Source organism: Acinetobacter brisouisimilis (assembly GCF_000368265.1).
In the GTDB taxonomy this organism is placed as follows: Bacteria; Pseudomonadota; Gammaproteobacteria; order Pseudomonadales; family Moraxellaceae; genus Acinetobacter.
Genome location: NZ_KB851219.1, coordinates 435,376 through 452,037, shown reverse-complemented (window position 1 = coordinate 452,037; position 16,662 = coordinate 435,376). Strand labels below are relative to the sequence as shown.

Genomic DNA, 16,662 nt, shown 5'->3' with positions numbered 1-16,662 from the left:
TGGGTTTCTTTCAGTAGCATGACTCAACTTAATCCTATCGAATCACAAACCGATTAAGTTAAAATAAAGACACTTTGTGTGAAAAATCCAATTTTATTTTGTATAAATATGTATGAGGCCTCTCAAGACCTAGCCGACAATATTTGTTTTATCTAATGAGTATTCAACCGAGCTATGGCATACTGTAAAGAAATGACAAAGGTTTAACCTCATGAAAATGACATTGAAATTATTGGGTCTGAGCGCTTTTGCTATTGGGCTAACAGCTTGCCAGAACGTTCCACAAAGTTACAATGGTAACTCTGGCTATCAGGTTGAAAGTAAAACAGAAAATAGTGCCATTATTAGCTATACGCTTGCAGTTCATGCCAATCGTGTTGCCAATCAGAATAAGCTACAAAATGCTTGTAAGAAAGTTCTAGGGGCAAACCAAGATTATAAAATTGAAATTTTAAGTACGAATGAAATTGCCAACCCTGCAAGCATTCCAGTAAGCAATGGCGTACAAATTGGTAAAACACACACCACATTTGGTCTAAGCAATACCAGCACAAATAACAATGATGATGACTATGCAATGCGCAATGCTATGCAAACTCGTCCAAGCACACTAACTGTCATCCGTTACCGTTGTTCAATCTAAGTTAGGCAGCACATCAATAAGACGCTGATGGGTTACAGCGTCTTATAAAAACTTACATTACGAAACTCTTTGGCTTCATCTAAATCTGGCCAAGTCGTAGCGCTACGCTCATCTATTTTTTGATATTGTGGGTGACTAAAATTTTTCACTCGACTGTCTGCTACCCAAACTTCTGGGGCAAACTTTAAAAACTCATCCAAGAAAAAACGATTGCATTGATCGTAGAGAACATCTGCCGCGAGTAAAATATCAACTTGTTCAGCTTTATATAAATCGTCCAAATATTCGAGCTCTACACCATTAAGCAATGCATTTTCACGACAGGCTACCAAACTAACCGCATCAATATCACAGCAGATCACACGCTTTGCTCCAGCCAGTTTTGCCGCAATCGCGACTACACCTGAGCCCGCACCAAAATCCAGAACCACTTTATCTCTGACATGCTCAGGTTCTGCAAGTAACCACTGCGCCATTGCTAAACCCGAAGCCCAACAGAAGATCCAATACGGCGTGTCATTCCAGATGCGCTGAATCACTTCATCGTCCAAGCGCTCAGTCGGAAATACAGGCGGTATCAACCACAATGAAATCAGCGTATTGGGTAACTGCTGTGGCTGTAAATCACAATGAGGGATGACTTGATGTAAGGCTTGAAGTAAATGTTCAGGGGCTTTGGTAAGTTGAAAGGTGCAGCTCATAAATAAGCTCAATAATTTATAATTACTATTCGATACGCGTTAACGTCATCCGCAATTGTTCGAGGCCGGACTACATAAGGTCGAAATGTTTCTGCGACTCATCAAAAGCTAACCAGTAGCTGACGAGTTTTGCGAATGACAAATGGTTTTGGTTACTTTTCCCGAAAGAAAAGTAACCTACGAGCTCCTAACATTTGCGTTAAATGATAGGATGCCACCGTGAATAAATAAAATTAACCTAAAGCTTTTTCAGCAGCTTCAACCGTTTGACGAATCAAAGTGGTAATCGTCATTGGGCCAACACCACCAGGAACTGGTGTGTAAGCAGAAGCAATTTCTTCAATACCTTGCAACTGGATATCACCAACGCCGCCACCATCACGTGGATGGAAACCAGCATCAACCACAACAGCGCCTTGCTTGATCCAGTCTTTTTGAATCAATTCAGCTTTACCAACTGCACCAACAACGATGTCCGCTTGTTTCACAAGATCAGCCAAGTTTTGGGTACGTGAATGGCAAATCGTCACAGTTGCATTGGCTTGAAGTAACATCATCGCCATTGGTTTACCCAAAATTGCAGAACGACCTACGACAACGGCATGTTTACCTGCGATTTCGATGTTGTTTTCTTGCAAAATCGTCATGATGCCCGCAGGTGTTGCCGAACCATAAGCCGCCTCGCCCATTGCCATACGACCAAAACCAAGGCAAGTGACACCATCAACATCTTTTGCAAGGCTAATTGCATCAAAACATGCACGCTCATCAATTTGTGCAGGTACAGGATGCTGCAACAAAATACCATGCACATCAGGATTGGCATTTAATTTTTCAATTTCAGCCAACAACTGCTCAGTTGTGGTTTCTTGTGGCAATTCAATTTTAATTGAATCCATGCCCACGCGGCGGCAAGCATTGCCTTTCATGCGAACATACGTTGCCGATGCGCCATCATCCCCCACCAGAATTGTTGCCAAAATCGGAGTACGACCAGATTTTTGCTTTAATACTTCAACACGTGCAGATAAATCTGCCTCAATTTGCTTTGCTAACGCTTTACCATCTAATACCAATGCCACAATACGTCTCCACAGGCCGATATCAATCAATTCCGCAAATAATACATGATAATTTGCCCAATTTTATTTTAGATGTTGATTTTATGTGCATATCCTCTGAATTACCTATTGTTTTTTTTTCAAAGGTTGCTAATATGTGCATCACCAAGACAAGGCGGGGTGGCAGAGTGGTCATGCAGCGGACTGCAACTCCGTGGACGCCGGTTCGATTCCGACCTCCGCCTCCAATCTTGGTAAAGCCCGGGTGGTGAAATAGGTAGACACAGGGGATTTAAAATCCCCCGCCCACAAAGCGTGCCGGTTCGAGTCCGGCCCCGGGCACCATTTTAAGACTGTTAAAATGGTGCCAGTAAAAAATCCAGCGTAAGCTGGTTTTTTTATACCTGAAATTTAGAGCTTCGTGTATATCCATATAAAAAAAGCGACTTAAAGTCGCTCTACAAATAAGATTCCGTTTAGATGATCAATTTCATGTTGCACAATACGTGCAGGAAAACCTTCATAAAATTGTTCAACTTGCTCACCCAGTAGCGTTAAATAACGTACTTTAACCGCATAAGCGCGCTCCACCTGCCCTCGCTGCTCAGGCACACTCAGACAACCTTCTTCACCAAAACAGGTTTCTGTTGAGTATTCAATAATCTCAGGATTAATCATGGTGACTGCTGACATATCTGGCGCATCTGGATAGCGTGGATTGGAGCGTGACGCCACAATGATCACCCTTTTCGAAATATAGACTTGCGGTGCAGCAATCCCCACACCATTTCGCGCCAGCATAGTTGCCTGCATCGCAAGCGCTAATTGCTTAAGCCAGTCACTATTTAATTCATCTTGTGCAACAGCAGCCGCTTCAAGCGTTAAAATAGCTTCTCCACGCTGGGCAACAGGTAAAATTGCAGACACCTTTTCTTCCTCAAAATTAATTTTTCATCTTATAGAATTCAGCATACTATAAACAGAAATTTACAAACCAACGAATACCATGAATGCAACACAACTTTTTCTTGGAGTCATCTTTGGCTCAATCGGGTTAGGCTATTTTATTTACGGCAAAAAGCAAAAGCGCAGCGTACCTTTCATCTGCGGCTTAAGCTTAATGGTTTATCCTTATTTTTTTGATAGCAACCTTGCCATTACCAGTATCGGTTGTATCTTGATTGCTATTCCTTATTTTGTGCGTGTTTAAACAAACAGCTCACCAATCATATAGAGCTTGGCATATCCTGAAACTTCCATACGCTCATCATTCAAGATTCGACAGAATAACTCTCCCCCACGTGCCGATGCCTGATACGCAACCAATTCAGTTTTACCCAGTTTTTCTGCCCATAACGGCACAATTGCAGTATGAATCGAACCGGTAACAGGATCTTCATTCACTCCAATCTCTGGCGCAAAATAACGCGAAATACAGTCATAGGTAGATTCGCCCACATCACTTGCTGTCACCGCAACATCCAAACTCGGTGCTTCCATCACAGCATGTATACAGCCTAATGCTTTGAGCTTTAAAAAATCGACCTCCAAGTCCAACACATCTTGTACGGACTCCAATTCAATGACATACGCCTGTGGATTCACATAGACAGCTTGAATGGGCTTATTTAGCGCTTCATTCAAAATTTCTGGGTATTCTTCCAAATATTCAGGTTTACGAATCGGAAAATTCATATTGATTTTGCCATCTATGCTTTGAGAGACATAAAATGTTCCCAAGTTTTTGACTTCAAACTCAATCTCAGTGGCTTTTGTATATTCACGAAACAAGATAAAAGCACTTGCCAATGTTGCATGACCACAAAATGCCACCTCAGCCGCAGGTGTAAACCAGCGAATCGCATAGTGGGTATCATCAATTCGTTTTACAAATGCCGTTTCAGATAAATTATTTTCAAGTGCTATATTTTGCATTAACTCATCTGGCAACCATTCATCTTGTACAATCACTGCCGCAGGGTTGCCTTGAAATAATGTTTGACTAAAGGCATCCACTTGATAAATTTTCATTGTTTTACATTCTCTAGGTAGAATTAATTTATTGATGAACCACAGAATCTTTTATTGTGATTGAGCTCATTTCTTTTTTAACCGAATCCTATACGATTGTCACTTTATGAATTATTTTCCTAACTCACATTTTTAAAATGTCCCACTTGAAAAGGCATATCGCTTACTGACGCATGGCGCAACGGTCTTAGTCTCTGCACAGCATGGGCAACAACGTGATGTCATGACAGCTGCATGAGCATGCGCACTAGAATTTAAACCCGCAAAAGTGACTGTGGTTCTCGATAAAAGCACCATGACCCGTCAGATTATTGAACAATCAGGTTATTTTGTATTACAAGTTCCTACCTACAAACAAATTGATTTGGTCTATCAACTTGGTACAACTAGCCTGCATGGCATGCCCAACAAACTAGAACAAAGTGGTGTGAAGTTATTTTACTTAGAAGATTCAGAGTAGCCTTTAGTTGCGGGCTGTTCAGCATGGTTAGTTTGTAAATTGATTCCTGAACCACACAATCAGCAGGCACATGATTTGTTTATTGGTGAAGTAGTCAGTGCATGGGCAGATGACCGAATTTTCCGTGATGGGCATTGGCATTTTCAAGACGCAGATCCTGAGTGGCGTAGCTTACATCATGTTGCAGGTGGCAACTTCTATTTGATTGGAGAAGAAGTCAGCGTACAGGATCGACCAAAATCACCTTAAAATATAAAAGACCTCACATATAGCGAGGTCTTTTTGCAACAAATCATCAGGGATTATTCGCCCATGTTTTCAATAATCGCCTGACCAAATTCAGAACAACGAAGAAGTGTAGCGCCTAGCATTAAACGCTCAAAGTCATAAGTGACCGTTTTAGCTGCAATCGCACCTGAAATACCTTTAATGATCAGGTCAGCAGCCTCAACCCAGCCCATATCACGCAGCATCATTTCAGCGGAAAGAATGATTGAGCCTGGGTTAACTTTGTCCTGACCCGCATATTTAGGTGCAGTGCCATGAGTTGCCTCATAAACTGAAATCGCACCACCAATATTTGCACCAGGCGCGATCCCAATACCACCCACTTCAGCAGCAAGTGCATCAGAAATGTAATCACCGTTCAGGTTTAATGTCGCAATCACCGAGTAGTCTGCAGGACGCATTAAAATTTGTTGCAAAAATGCATCTGCAATTACATCTTTAATGATGATGTCTTTACCATTTTTAGGGTTTTTAATTTTCACCCAAGGGCCGCCATCAATCAGTTCGCCACCAAAGCGCTCTACAGCAAGCTCGTAACCCCATTCTTTGAACGCGCCTTCGGTGTACTTCATGATATTGCCTTTATGCACCAAAGTTACACTTGGCTTATCATTATCAATTGCAAACTGAATTGCTTTACGAACCAAACGTTGAGTACCTTGTTTAGATACGGGCTTGATCCCGATACCACAATCTTCAGGAAAACGGATTTTCTTTACACCCATTTCTTCTTGAAGAAATTTGATCACTTTTTTCGCTTCTTCAGAATCCGCTTTCCATTCAATCCCCGCATAAATATCTTCCGAATTTTCACGGAAGATCACCATATCGGTGAGTTCAGGATGTTGAACAGGTGAAGGTACACCTTCGAACCAACGCACTGGGCGTACACATACATAAAGATCTAATTCTTGACGCAAGGCAACATTTAATGATCGAATACCACCGCCGACGGGTGTTGTGAGTGGACCTTTAATAGATACTACAAATTCGCGAAAAGCCTCAAAAGTTTCTTCTGGCATATATGTGCCATAAATTTTATCTGCTTTTTCACCGCAGTAGACTTCCATCCATTCGATAGATCGTTTGCCACCATATGCTTTTTGCACTGCAGCATCAACAACAGCTCGCATCGCAGGTGTAATATCCACACCAATACCATCACCTTCAATAAACGGAATAATTGGCTGGTTGGGAACATTGAGTGACAAATCTGCGTTTACAGTAATTTTGCTGCCATCCGCAGGCACTACGATCTTCTGATAACCCATTGTATCGGTTCTCCCTTTTATTATAATTAGCAAATTAAAAAAATAATTGCCGATAGACAATACTTTCCTGTTTTCTTATCGCATAATAGATTAATTGAATTAAATCATTTTTGAGATTTATATGAGAAATAACAATATTTCTCGCTCAAATAAAACTCAATGTTTCCTGTGGTTATCTGAAAGAAGAAGTCATTTTTTATGAAAATCGTCATCCTGAACAAGCCCTATGACGTCCTCTCCCAATTTCGTAAAGACGAAGCACACATGACGATGTCTGACTTTGTAGATGATCCAACTTTACGTTTGGCTGGTCGTCTTGATATGGACTCTGAAGGTTTGGTTTTTTTAACTGATCACGGTGGTCTCAATCAGTTCATTACCAATCCTGCAAATAAAAAATACAAAACGTATTTAGTTCAGGTAGATGGTGACATTTCTGAAGAAGCTCTTGAAAAATTACGTCAAGGAATTGAGCTCAATGATGGCATGACACTCCCTGCCAAAGCCATTAAAGTTTCAGAGCCAGAATGGTTATGGGAACGCAACCCGCCTGTACGTTACCGTGCAAATATTCCTACCTCTTGGGTTGAAATCTCAATTTGTGAAGGTCGTAACCGCCAAGTGCGCCGCATGACCTCTGCTGTTGGCTTTCCGACTTTACGTCTGATTCGCACCAAAATCGGTTCAATCGATTTGGTTCAACTCGGTTTACAACCAGGTGAAACTAAAGAAATTGAGCCATTGCTGTATCCTGACTTTAGGGATGTTCCAGAAGAACGACCATATCAGTCGCGCTCATACGTGAAAAAGCCAGGTGGTACAGGTGGCAAGCCAATACACCAGAAAAAGAAAGAAGGCGAAAAGAAAAAAACAGGAACTAAACGCATCTGGCAGATGGATGAAAGTGAAAAACCACGTCGTAAAACCAATGGTACAACTCGCCCAAATACCAAAGCGCCACGCGGTCGCAGCCGTAATAGCCGTTAAGTTTTAAGATTTTAAAGCTCACGAAAGTGGGCTTTTACTTTAAAGGGACTTCTCTTTCTAAAACAAGTTTGCCATCCCTAGGCTTATTTTTTTCTTCATACTGTACAAGCAAAGATAAATACATCAAAGAGTTTCTAGCAAGTCTTGTTAAGTGCATTAAACTTTCCTCAAATTCCGAAAGAGGCATTTCCAGAATATATTTAGATTTAATCTCTTTTTCCTTTAAATTATTTATAACTTCAATATATTCATCAGAACTTTGAAGATTATTTTTCTCTAATTCATCTTTTCTTACTAATAATTCTTGATACCTAAATTCTTCACTAGAATTATATTTTGTATTTAATTCATATCCAAAATCATCAACGATACGAAAAGACCTGTGCTCTAAATGATTTCTAATTTTCGCTAATCGATGTTTTTCCAGATTTGATAGATTTTCGATCTTATTCATGTTTTCAATAGAGTCTTTGCTTTTCCTTTTAGGTTCAACCTCAATCTCTTTTAATATATAAAATAAAGCATGTAAGAAACAATTCTCGGATTCAAAGAATCTATTGCGTATTTTATCTAACCTTCCTTCATAAAATATCCCTTTAAAGCTAATTTCATGATCTGTAATAGATAAACCAAAATACTTTGCAATAAAGTATGAAATCTTATCAAAAATTGAATATAAAATTCTAAATGCAGATTTCATCTGTGAAGTTTTTAAATTATCTATAGCATGTAATGTATCATCAATATGAGAATATGTTTTATTATAAAAATGTTCAGAGTCCTCCTTTATTTCCGATGCCTGAAAAATCAAAAAACGCGCATATGTATATTCATTTCGTAACTCATCAAAATTAGAATAAAATACTAATTCCTCTTTTAAACTCAATGAAGTATTAATCTTGTAACTCATTGATGAAATTTCTAAAGTGTCTTGAAAAACCATTTCCTCATTCAAAAGATCATTTAGTTCATTCAGAAATAATTTATTCTTGGCAACCCAATTTAAATAACGATATTCAGTTTTTGTACTTGTTTTTTGCTTATATTCTTTTAAATAGTTAAATTCATTTTCTTTAAAGTTTTGTCCATACCATTGATGAAAAACATACAATAGATGACCTTGTTGAAGTGGTATTTTTTGCTCTCGTTCTAAAAAGTCAATTTTTTTGTAGGCTTGAGTTATTAACTGATTAGCAAAGAAATAATAAACCTCATTATTAGAATCATCATATAATTGCTCTGTTCTAAAAAGAATATTGGTTGCTTTAGCAATTACAGCAACAGGGTTTTCATCAATTTTAATTGCATCGTCCCAATAATGTTGTGCACAAAAACAACGGCCTTGTGATGATAAAAAATTACCTAGATTTGTTAATGCAAATGAAAGTAAATCTGTTGCATTTTTTTCTTTTCTTAAAAAATAGACTGCTTTTTGATATAGATTAACCGTATTAATCAAATCCTGCGAGTACCAATTTTCACTCTGATATCTGTAAATTACGGAACTACAGTTTCCTAAAATGTAATAAAAATACCCCTTACAAAAATCACTCTCAAATATGAATAAAGTTTCAATTTGAATGTTAAAAAACGTTATTAACTCATTTTTTCTATTCTCATCTAATAATAATTTATCAGCTAACTTAGCCAACTCTTTTAATTGCTTTATTCCTAGTTTCATCATCTTTTTTTAAAAAAATTATAAGTAAACGTTTTACATCAATTTTATATTTATTACAAAACAAAAAAGCCGATGCATTTGCATCGGCTTTTTCACATCATCGACTTAATTGCCGACTTTGTATTTCACTTAAACAGCTGCAAGTAATGTGTTGAACGTCGTACTTGGACGCATTACAGCATTTACCTTAGCTTGATCAATCACGTAATAACCACCAATATCAGCAGGTTTACCTTGTACTTGAGCAAGTTCAGCAACAATTTTCTCTTCGTTTTCAGCCAGTGCCTTCGCAAGTGGAGCAAACTTAGCTTTCAACTCAGCATCTTCATCTTGTGCAGCAAGAGCCTCAGCCCAGTACAACGATAGATAGAAGTGGCTGCCACGGTTATCAAGCTCACCTGTACGACGTGATGGTGACTTGTCACTGTCGAGCAACTTGCCAGTCGCTTGATCCAATGTCTTGGCAAGCAACTTCACACGGTCATTGCTTTCCTTAATGCCCATCTCTTCCAAAGAAGCTGCAAGAGCCAGGAACTCACCCAATGAATCCCAACGTAAGTGGTTTTCTTCGATAAGTTGCTGAACGTGTTTAGGCGCTGAACCACCTGCACCCGTTTCATACATACCACCGCCAGCCATAAGCGGAACGATAGACAACATTTTCGCAGAAGTACCAAGCTCCATGATTGGGAACAAGTCTGTTAGATAATCACGTAAAATGTTACCAGTCACAGAAATAGTATCCAGACCACGCGCCACACGTTCAAGCGTATAACGCATTGCACGTACTTGAGACATGATTTGAATATTGAGACCTGAAGTATCGTACTCTTTCAAGTATTCTTGTACTTTCTTGATCAATTCATTTTCATGTGGACGGTAAGGGTCAAGCCAGAAGATCGCAGGCATGCCTGAGTTGCGTGCACGAGTTACCGCAAGTTTCACCCAGTCACGAATCGGAGCGTCTTTTACCTGACACATACGCCAGATATCGCCTTCTTCAACATTTTGTGACATCAACACTTCGCCTGTTTCAAGGTCAGTGATGTTGGCAATACCCGCTTCAGGAATCTCGAAAGTCTTGTCGTGTGAACCGTATTCTTCAGCTTGCTGTGCCATCAAACCAACGTTAGGTACAGTACCCATGGTTTTCGGATCAAAGTTGCCATTCCACTTACAGAAATTGATCATTTCTTGATAGATACGAGCAAATGTTGATTCTGGCATCACCGCTTTAGCATCATACTGCTTACCATCGGCACCCCACATTTTACCACCCGCACGGATCATCGCTGGCATAGACGCATCAACAATAATATCGTTAGGTGAATGGAAGTTTGTGATGCCCTTCGCTGAATCAACCATCGCTAACGCAGGACGGTGTTCTTGACAAGCATGTAAGTCACGGATGATTTCATCACGTTGTGATTCTGGTAAGCTTTCGATTTTCTCGTAAAGCACTGACATACCGTTATTGACGTTGATACCCAACTCGTCAAATAGTTTGCCATGTTTCTCGAACGCATCTTTATAATAGATTTTCACACAGTGACCAAATACGATCGGGTGTGAAACTTTCATCATGGTTGCTTTTACGTGCAATGAGAACAAGATGCCCGCTTCACGACAATCTTCGAGTTGTTTCTCGTAGAAGTCACAAAGTGCTTTTTTGCTCATGAACATTGAATCAATGATTTCACCATCTTGAAGCGCAAGTTTTGGCTTAAGTACGATGGTTTTACCACTTGTTGTGATCAATTCCATTTTCACGTTACGCGCACGATCAAGAGTCATCGACTTTTCACCGTGGTAAAAATCGCCATGTTCCATATGTGAAACGTGGGTTTGTGACCACTGCTTCCACTCGCTCATCGAATGCGGGTGTTTTTTAGCGTAGTTTTTCACCGCAGCAGGTGCACGACGGTCAGAGTTACCTTCACGTAATACTGGGTTTACAGCAGAACCAAGGCATTTACCATAGCGAGTCTTAAGCGCTTTTTCATCTTCAGTAGTCGGATTTTCAGGATAATCAGGAATTGGATAGCCTTTAGACTGAAGTTCTTTGATACATGAGATCAATTGACCAACTGAAGCACTGATATTAGGAAGTTTGATAATATTGGTGTCTGGATCTTGCGTAAGACGACCTAGCTCTGCGAGGTTGTTAGGTGCCTTCTGTTCGTCGCTTAGGTAATCCGAAAATTCTGCGAGCACACGCGAAGCAACAGAGATGTCACTTTTGACAATCTGAATACCTGCGGGCTTAGTAAAGGTTTCAATGATCGGCAGTAGCGAATAGGTCGCCAATAATGGCGCCTCGTCAGTCAGTGTGTAAATGATGTTTGACTTTCCACCAGCCATATATAGCCCCTTGTGTTAAATTGATTTTTCAAGAACCGAGCTTGTGGCCCAGTTCTACTCACTAATGTGCTTAAATAAAAACCTTGAGAGTATCGACCCTCATGGCATTTCAGTCAACGATATATCTTGTGATAACGACATTTCGAAAAAAAATACCCAATCTTGTTTTGGGTCATCAGTGTCTATATTCAATAAGATTGTTTAAAAATTCAGATTGATAAGTGATATAACTATAAGATTTTTCACATATCTACGTCTATTATTATGCAACTTTCTACTGAGTTCACGAATAATTTGATTCACTGTAGCGCATTAATTTTAACTTTTAAAGCGCAAAATGTATCGCAATATTTTTTAATTTAATATTGGTCAGCGATATAAAAACTTCAATTGGGTCATTCATTCGACCACAAAAACCTCATCTTTAGCTACTTTAACCAATAAAAACTCAAACACAATCTGAGTTACTTCAGCAAAATGTACAGTATCAGTACCCATTGTTTTTGTGGCTGATGATTCAATTGGTCACTATGATATTCCACTACAGATTAGTCCATATGGGTATTCGACTTATCGGGGTATTTAAATAAAAAACCGATGCCTGAGCATCGGTTTTTTATTTCAGACTTATAAGTTACTTAAGTCAACAGGTTTTGTTTTAGCATTAGTTGGCACTTGAAAATCAATTCCTGCTTTTTTAAACAACTGAGGTACTTCCACTAAGGCCATAGATGAGTTTTTTGCAATTCCTCCAACATCACTTACCAATCCCTGAGCACTGGTTAAATTCATCCCTGTTGAGACCAATGATTGAGGATTGCTCACGATTGCCATAGAAACTTGCTTAGAACCTTGTGCTAAATCTTTTGCCATAAGTGCAGCAATCGCATAGTTTTTTGCAGCACCCAATAGATATTGTTTCTTTTGAGCACTCAATGTTTTTAATTGCTCTAATGTTTGATTTTCATCTTTTTTTGCTGCTGACAAAACAGTCTCAGAAAGTTTTGCTAATTCTTTAATTTGAGCATCTTTTTCTTGCAAATTAGATGTTTTACTTAAAGTAGCCAATTTAGTTTGAATTTCTTTGCTATCCGCACCTGTTGAAATGGCAGCAGCTAACGCAGCGCGGCTTTGCTGAAAGAGATAATTGGTTGCTCGTGCTTGAGTTAAGAAATCTCCGACATTTACACTTGTTGCAGATGAGGTTCCGACAACACTTTGAGTAACATTAGAAGCAAGATTACTTAGTCCAAAGCCTGCATGGGCCATAGACACAGAAAACACAGTTAGAGAAATTGCTGCAATTTTTTTCATGATTTTTCCTTATTTCGCCAAATCGGCTTTTTGAACAACTTGTTTAAGTAATGGGGGAATGATTTCAAGTAATTGAAGATTATAAAGTTGGTCTCGATTGTCTAGTTGACTGTCAATTAAATTGAATTCTTGTTGAATGCCTTGAGCTGCAATCTTTTGCTGTTTTTGATCAAAGAAACGCACGCCTAAGGTAAAATCTGCTGCAACTTTGCAATGATGATCCTGTGCATTACACTTGGATGTATCTATTTTTAACTTAGATTTTAAAACAGGTTGAATACACTTTGCAGGAACAAAGGGCTTGAAATTTAACTGCTGCTTAAAGCCTGCATTTTGTGTCATATAGGTAACCGATGCCTGAAACGGCATTTGCCCTGGCAATGCACCACCTGTTGCATAAAATGGATACTTAGAATTTGTCGCAAAAGCATAATAAGTCAATGTAGGAAAAGCCGATAATTGCAAATCACCAGATTGCTCAGATGAAATAAAAGAACACATTGCACGAGAATCAGTTGAATCCGTTACAGCCTGTTGAGAATTGTTAACCAGAACAATATCTCCTTTTGTGACCGAGAGATTATCTCGACCACTAATGGCTGCATCCAATTGAGCAACTGCTTCGTTTTGATCACGCGAAATTACAGTTGCTTCCCATGTTGGGATAGATACCAATCTTCCAGAAACTTTCTGCTGGTTATAAATGTAAATTTTCGTTCCGACACCCAAGCGCAAACCTGAATCAGAAATTTTGACCTGATTTCCATCTTTCGCGCTGATTTTCAAATCAGATCGTGTAAATTTAATGCCTTTTTTAAATTCCTGACCTAATTTAATTAAAGCATTTTTCAATACAACTTCTTGGCGATTTTCTAAAGAAAAACCCATGCCATCAGAAATCACATCTTTGACTTCATCACTGGCATGGGCAACATGAATTACTCGACCTGAACGATCCAACATTTCCGCAAATACTTCACTATGTACAACCTGTTGCTGGGTAATTTTTCCTAAAGGCTGGAGATATGCGACGGTTGGCAAAACATTTAGACGAATAAATAAATCAGGTAATTCTCGATGATTAATATCTTCGGCTTGCGCTAATTGCGTTTGTTCAGAAACTGATTGCGCTAAACTACTATAGCGCTTGTTAACAGGCACCAAACTAAATGCGGCACCATCTCCGATGGCGTCAGAAAAGATTTGCTCTACCAGATCCTTTGACTCACCCTGTGTTGTTGCCACATCAACTACCAAAGCTTTAGGTTTACTGACTGCTTGACGAACATTGGTCGTCAGTTTTACAAACTGTTTAGAATGGTTATTGACCAGAATTGGCGTTGCTACAGCATAATCACTATCTGCATAAACCACATGAATCAAGTCTCCCTCAGCTGATGACAATTCATCATTTTGCCCGATTCCGTGATTCAATCCTTTATCCAGAATTAAATAAGATTTCCATTGGTCAAGGACTGACGTTTTAATTTCAGATAGCTGCAAATTCGCTTTGGCTTTTTTGACCAACTGGCTCGACAGTGTAATCACACTGGCTTGATATTGCTGCATGATTTGCTGTTTTGTGACTGGACTACGCAAGTCTGCTGTTAATACCTTAATCGGCTGTGTCGAAGTCAAACTTTCGCTATACAGGACTTCTCCAGTTAAGATATTGGTCAGCTTCAAGCTCAAGGTAACAGGTGTAAAAATTTCTGTTGTTGACTGTTTTTCAACAAAATATTCACCTGCCCGTAAAACTTCCAATGATGCAATATAAGTTTTATGCTTGGTATTTTGCTGAATTTGCTGTGCGATCTGATTGGTAAATTCCTGATTCAATGCTCCTTCAAAACTCGTTTGTAGCTGTGAGCGAATACTTGGCGTAATCGACTGGATAAAATCACATGCAATCGGTGAATTTTTTTCATCATGGACGAATGCCTGCTTACATTCCTGATCTAAGCCAAATAAACCTTTAGCAGGATAAATTTGCAAATCAGCATAGGCACTTGCACTCAAAAAAGGGAGTAACCACGCCAATTTTTTTATTTGCATTGGGTACCACCAATACATAAGGTTAGCGTATTACCTTCTTGCTTACGTTCTGCTGCAGCTAACACAGGGCTACTACGTAATGCTTTCGCCAATTCAACTGTAATTGGCTTATTACCCTTATAGGTCATTGTAATTTCAACTAAATGACCATCTTGGGTGCGAATATTAATATTATCTGCACCTTGAATATCTTCTAGCGCAACAAAGAGATCATCACCTAAACGAGTTGAAACGTTATTCGAAGTACTCTTTACAAAAATCGTCATGTCTTTACCATACATTGAACGATTTTTTGAATAATTCAAGATTTGTGGTCCAATCGTGCTCAGTGCTAATTGCCCAAGTTTTGCCGCAACATTTGTACGACATGCTTCCGCAGTTGCGCCTGAAGCAGATTCAGTACGAGTTTCCCCAGTCATTAAAGTTGCATCATCAACTGAATAAACCTTAAAGCTGACTGCTCCATCACAAGCATATTGCCCTGTTACTGGAGATCGCCCTCGATCAAAGATATTGCTACTGCCTGCCATAAACCAATCTGCTTTTTCTTGGCGTGCAGCAGCAGCAAATTTTGCCAGTTCACTGTCACTCAGCAATTGCTGAACTGACATATGACGCCCTTTTAAATATTTACTTCTAAATAGGTCTGAATCCATGAGGCGTAAATCATATTTCGCAGCATTTTGCGCAATACTGTTTAAGGTCTGATTAACGCTTTCAGGTTGCGTGCTTGGCGTTTGATATTCCACATATCGAACAAAACTTTGAATATCATTTTGCTGCTCATTTTGTGAATAACTTGCACTTTCTGAGGCATTATATTTTGAAGAAGACGCAGCAGCATATTTATTACTATTGCTACGGCTACTCCCGCCTGCATATGCACCTGCTCCATAATAATTATCATAAGCTCCTGCATAACCTGAGCTTGCACGACTCCGTGAAGAAGCGCTTTCTTTTGAAGACGCACTTGCGCTTTCATTGCTCTTATATTTTGCATCTTCGTTATGTTTATAGCTCTGATCGTTATAATAAGCCGTAAACTCTTTGACTGGCTTAGAATTATCTCGTGGAACACCAAAATACTCATCCATAACCACCATAATTGGACTTGTACGGCTGTTCTTTTTAGATAGACCATAATCATTCAAAATTGAACGAAACTCTTGATCATCCATCTCCAGACTTATGCGTGTCACCAAATTTTGCTCAGCATCCGTCTGGCTTCCCAAATTGACATAATAGCTTGGATCAACCTGTTTGACGATTTGACTTAAAAATGGCTTGGCATCAGCAAGAGATTGTGGACCATTAATTTTAATAATCATGGCAGTCACTGCATCTTCACGCGCATTATTTAAAGCCTGATTACGCGTTAGATTCTGATCTTTCTTTATAATCAGTGCTTTACCCTCACCAATTGTTTTAATAATTTCTGCATGTACAGCAACAGATGACAATAGCAAAAAACTCGCTATAAGCAAGAAAGACCTATTCATTATTATCTCACGTTTAATAAGTGTATATATTTGTATATTTAAAGTAAAATATAGTTCATATTTTTAAAAGTCAATTTTATAAGAGCTAGGATATGTCACTTTTAGTGCTAATAACTATGAAACTTAATTTATTCATATATAAAAAATAACTTAAATATTAGAAAAACAAATTTATTATACTAATCTTCCCAATACAAAAAACCATTATTTATTCTTATATTTAAAAATATAAAGTATCAACTTATTAAAAATACCATAAAGAAATTATTACAATATTTTCAATAATTAAACAATAAAATTAAAAAAATTT

The 16,662-nt window shown here is 38.8% G+C and carries 13 protein-coding genes, 2 tRNA genes and 2 pseudogenes; 7 read left to right on the top strand and 10 right to left on the bottom strand.

The window, feature by feature from the left end; all coding sequences use genetic code 11:
* Nucleotides 1–211: 211 nt before the first annotated feature.
* Entirely contained in the window at nucleotides 212–643 is a 432-nt protein-coding gene (locus tag F975_RS05780; RefSeq protein ID WP_004751264.1) for a hypothetical protein, read from the top strand.
* Nucleotides 644–675: 32 nt separating this feature from the next.
* Here the strand turns inward: F975_RS05780 and F975_RS05775 are convergent, their stop codons facing one another.
* Both F975_RS05775 and folD read right to left on the bottom strand, forming a co-directional pair.
* Nucleotides 676–1,344 carry a class I SAM-dependent methyltransferase gene (locus tag F975_RS05775; protein ID WP_004751263.1) on the bottom strand — a complete coding sequence of 223 codons (669 nt, stop codon included), beginning with the start codon at nucleotides 1,342–1,344 and terminating at the stop codon, nucleotides 676–678.
* A 233-nt stretch (nucleotides 1,345–1,577) separates the two neighbouring features.
* Nucleotides 1,578–2,426, bottom strand: coding sequence for a bifunctional methylenetetrahydrofolate dehydrogenase/methenyltetrahydrofolate cyclohydrolase FolD (folD, locus tag F975_RS05770; protein WP_004751261.1), 849 nt, complete (start codon nucleotides 2,424–2,426; stop codon nucleotides 1,578–1,580).
* Between the two features lie 153 nt (nucleotides 2,427–2,579).
* On the opposite strand from folD, the gene F975_RS05765 reads away from it, so the two are divergent.
* A tRNA-Cys gene (locus tag F975_RS05765) sits at nucleotides 2,580–2,653 on the top strand.
* A gap of 11 nt (nucleotides 2,654–2,664) precedes the next feature.
* A tRNA-Leu gene (locus tag F975_RS05760) sits at nucleotides 2,665–2,750 on the top strand.
* A gap of 102 nt (nucleotides 2,751–2,852) precedes the next feature.
* Here the strand turns inward: F975_RS05760 and def are convergent.
* Nucleotides 2,853–3,332, bottom strand: coding sequence for a peptide deformylase (def, locus tag F975_RS05755; RefSeq protein WP_004751259.1), 480 nt, complete (start codon nucleotides 3,330–3,332; stop codon nucleotides 2,853–2,855).
* A gap of 79 nt (nucleotides 3,333–3,411) precedes the next feature.
* Between def and F975_RS05750 the strand changes: the two genes are divergently transcribed.
* Nucleotides 3,412–3,615: a hypothetical protein gene (locus F975_RS05750; protein WP_004751257.1), complete on the top strand. Its 204-nt coding sequence runs from the start codon at nucleotides 3,412–3,414 to the stop codon at nucleotides 3,613–3,615.
* Here F975_RS05750 and F975_RS05745 read toward each other — a convergent pair.
* On the bottom strand, nucleotides 3,612–4,436 hold the full coding sequence (locus tag F975_RS05745; RefSeq protein WP_004751256.1) for a PhzF family phenazine biosynthesis protein: 825 nt from the start codon (nucleotides 4,434–4,436) through the stop codon (nucleotides 3,612–3,614). The genes F975_RS05750 and F975_RS05745 overlap by 4 nt on opposite strands.
* A 166-nt stretch (nucleotides 4,437–4,602) precedes the next feature.
* Between F975_RS05745 and F975_RS05740 the strand changes: the two are divergent.
* Nucleotides 4,603–5,145, top strand: a pseudogene (locus F975_RS05740) (flavin reductase family protein).
* Between the two features lie 53 nt (nucleotides 5,146–5,198).
* Here the strand turns inward: F975_RS05740 and icd are convergent.
* The gene (gene icd / locus F975_RS05735; RefSeq protein ID WP_004751252.1) at nucleotides 5,199–6,455 is read right to left on the bottom strand and encodes an NADP-dependent isocitrate dehydrogenase; all 1,257 of its coding nucleotides are present in this window, start codon (nucleotides 6,453–6,455) and stop codon (nucleotides 5,199–5,201) included.
* 198 nt (nucleotides 6,456–6,653) lie between these two features.
* Between icd and F975_RS05730 the strand changes: the two genes are divergently transcribed.
* A complete protein-coding gene (locus tag F975_RS05730; RefSeq protein WP_004751251.1) occupies nucleotides 6,654–7,442 on the top strand; it encodes a pseudouridine synthase in 789 nt (262 codons plus the stop codon).
* Nucleotides 7,443–7,476: 34 nt separating this feature from the next.
* On the opposite strand, the gene F975_RS05725 is transcribed toward F975_RS05730, so the two are convergent.
* Nucleotides 7,477–9,126: an LA2681 family HEPN domain-containing protein gene (locus F975_RS05725; protein WP_004751249.1), complete on the bottom strand. Its 1,650-nt coding sequence runs from the start codon at nucleotides 9,124–9,126 to the stop codon at nucleotides 7,477–7,479.
* 126 nt (nucleotides 9,127–9,252) lie between these two features.
* Nucleotides 9,253–11,484 (bottom strand): NADP-dependent isocitrate dehydrogenase, encoded by a 2,232-nt coding sequence (locus F975_RS05720; protein ID WP_004751247.1) that lies wholly within the window; start codon nucleotides 11,482–11,484, stop codon nucleotides 9,253–9,255.
* Nucleotides 11,485–11,974: 490 nt separating this feature from the next.
* Here F975_RS05720 and F975_RS15440 point away from each other — a divergent pair.
* A pseudogene (locus F975_RS15440) lies at nucleotides 11,975–12,070 on the top strand (hydroxyisourate hydrolase); the annotation flags it as partial.
* Nucleotides 12,071–12,111: 41 nt separating this feature from the next.
* Here the strand turns inward: F975_RS15440 and F975_RS05715 are convergent.
* The 3 genes from F975_RS05715 to F975_RS05705 are packed head-to-tail and all read right to left on the bottom strand — an operon-like array spanning nucleotide 12,112 to nucleotide 16,352.
* A complete protein-coding gene (locus tag F975_RS05715) occupies nucleotides 12,112–12,798 on the bottom strand; it encodes a hypothetical protein (protein ID WP_004751245.1) in 687 nt (228 codons plus the stop codon).
* 9 nt (nucleotides 12,799–12,807) lie between these two features.
* A complete protein-coding gene (locus tag F975_RS05710) occupies nucleotides 12,808–14,853 on the bottom strand; it encodes a hypothetical protein (protein WP_004751244.1) in 2,046 nt (681 codons plus the stop codon).
* On the bottom strand, nucleotides 14,844–16,352 hold the full coding sequence (locus tag F975_RS05705; protein WP_004751241.1) for a hypothetical protein: 1,509 nt from the start codon (nucleotides 16,350–16,352) through the stop codon (nucleotides 14,844–14,846). The genes F975_RS05710 and F975_RS05705 overlap by 10 nt, the downstream gene beginning before the upstream one ends.
* Nucleotides 16,353–16,662 lie beyond the last annotated feature (310 nt).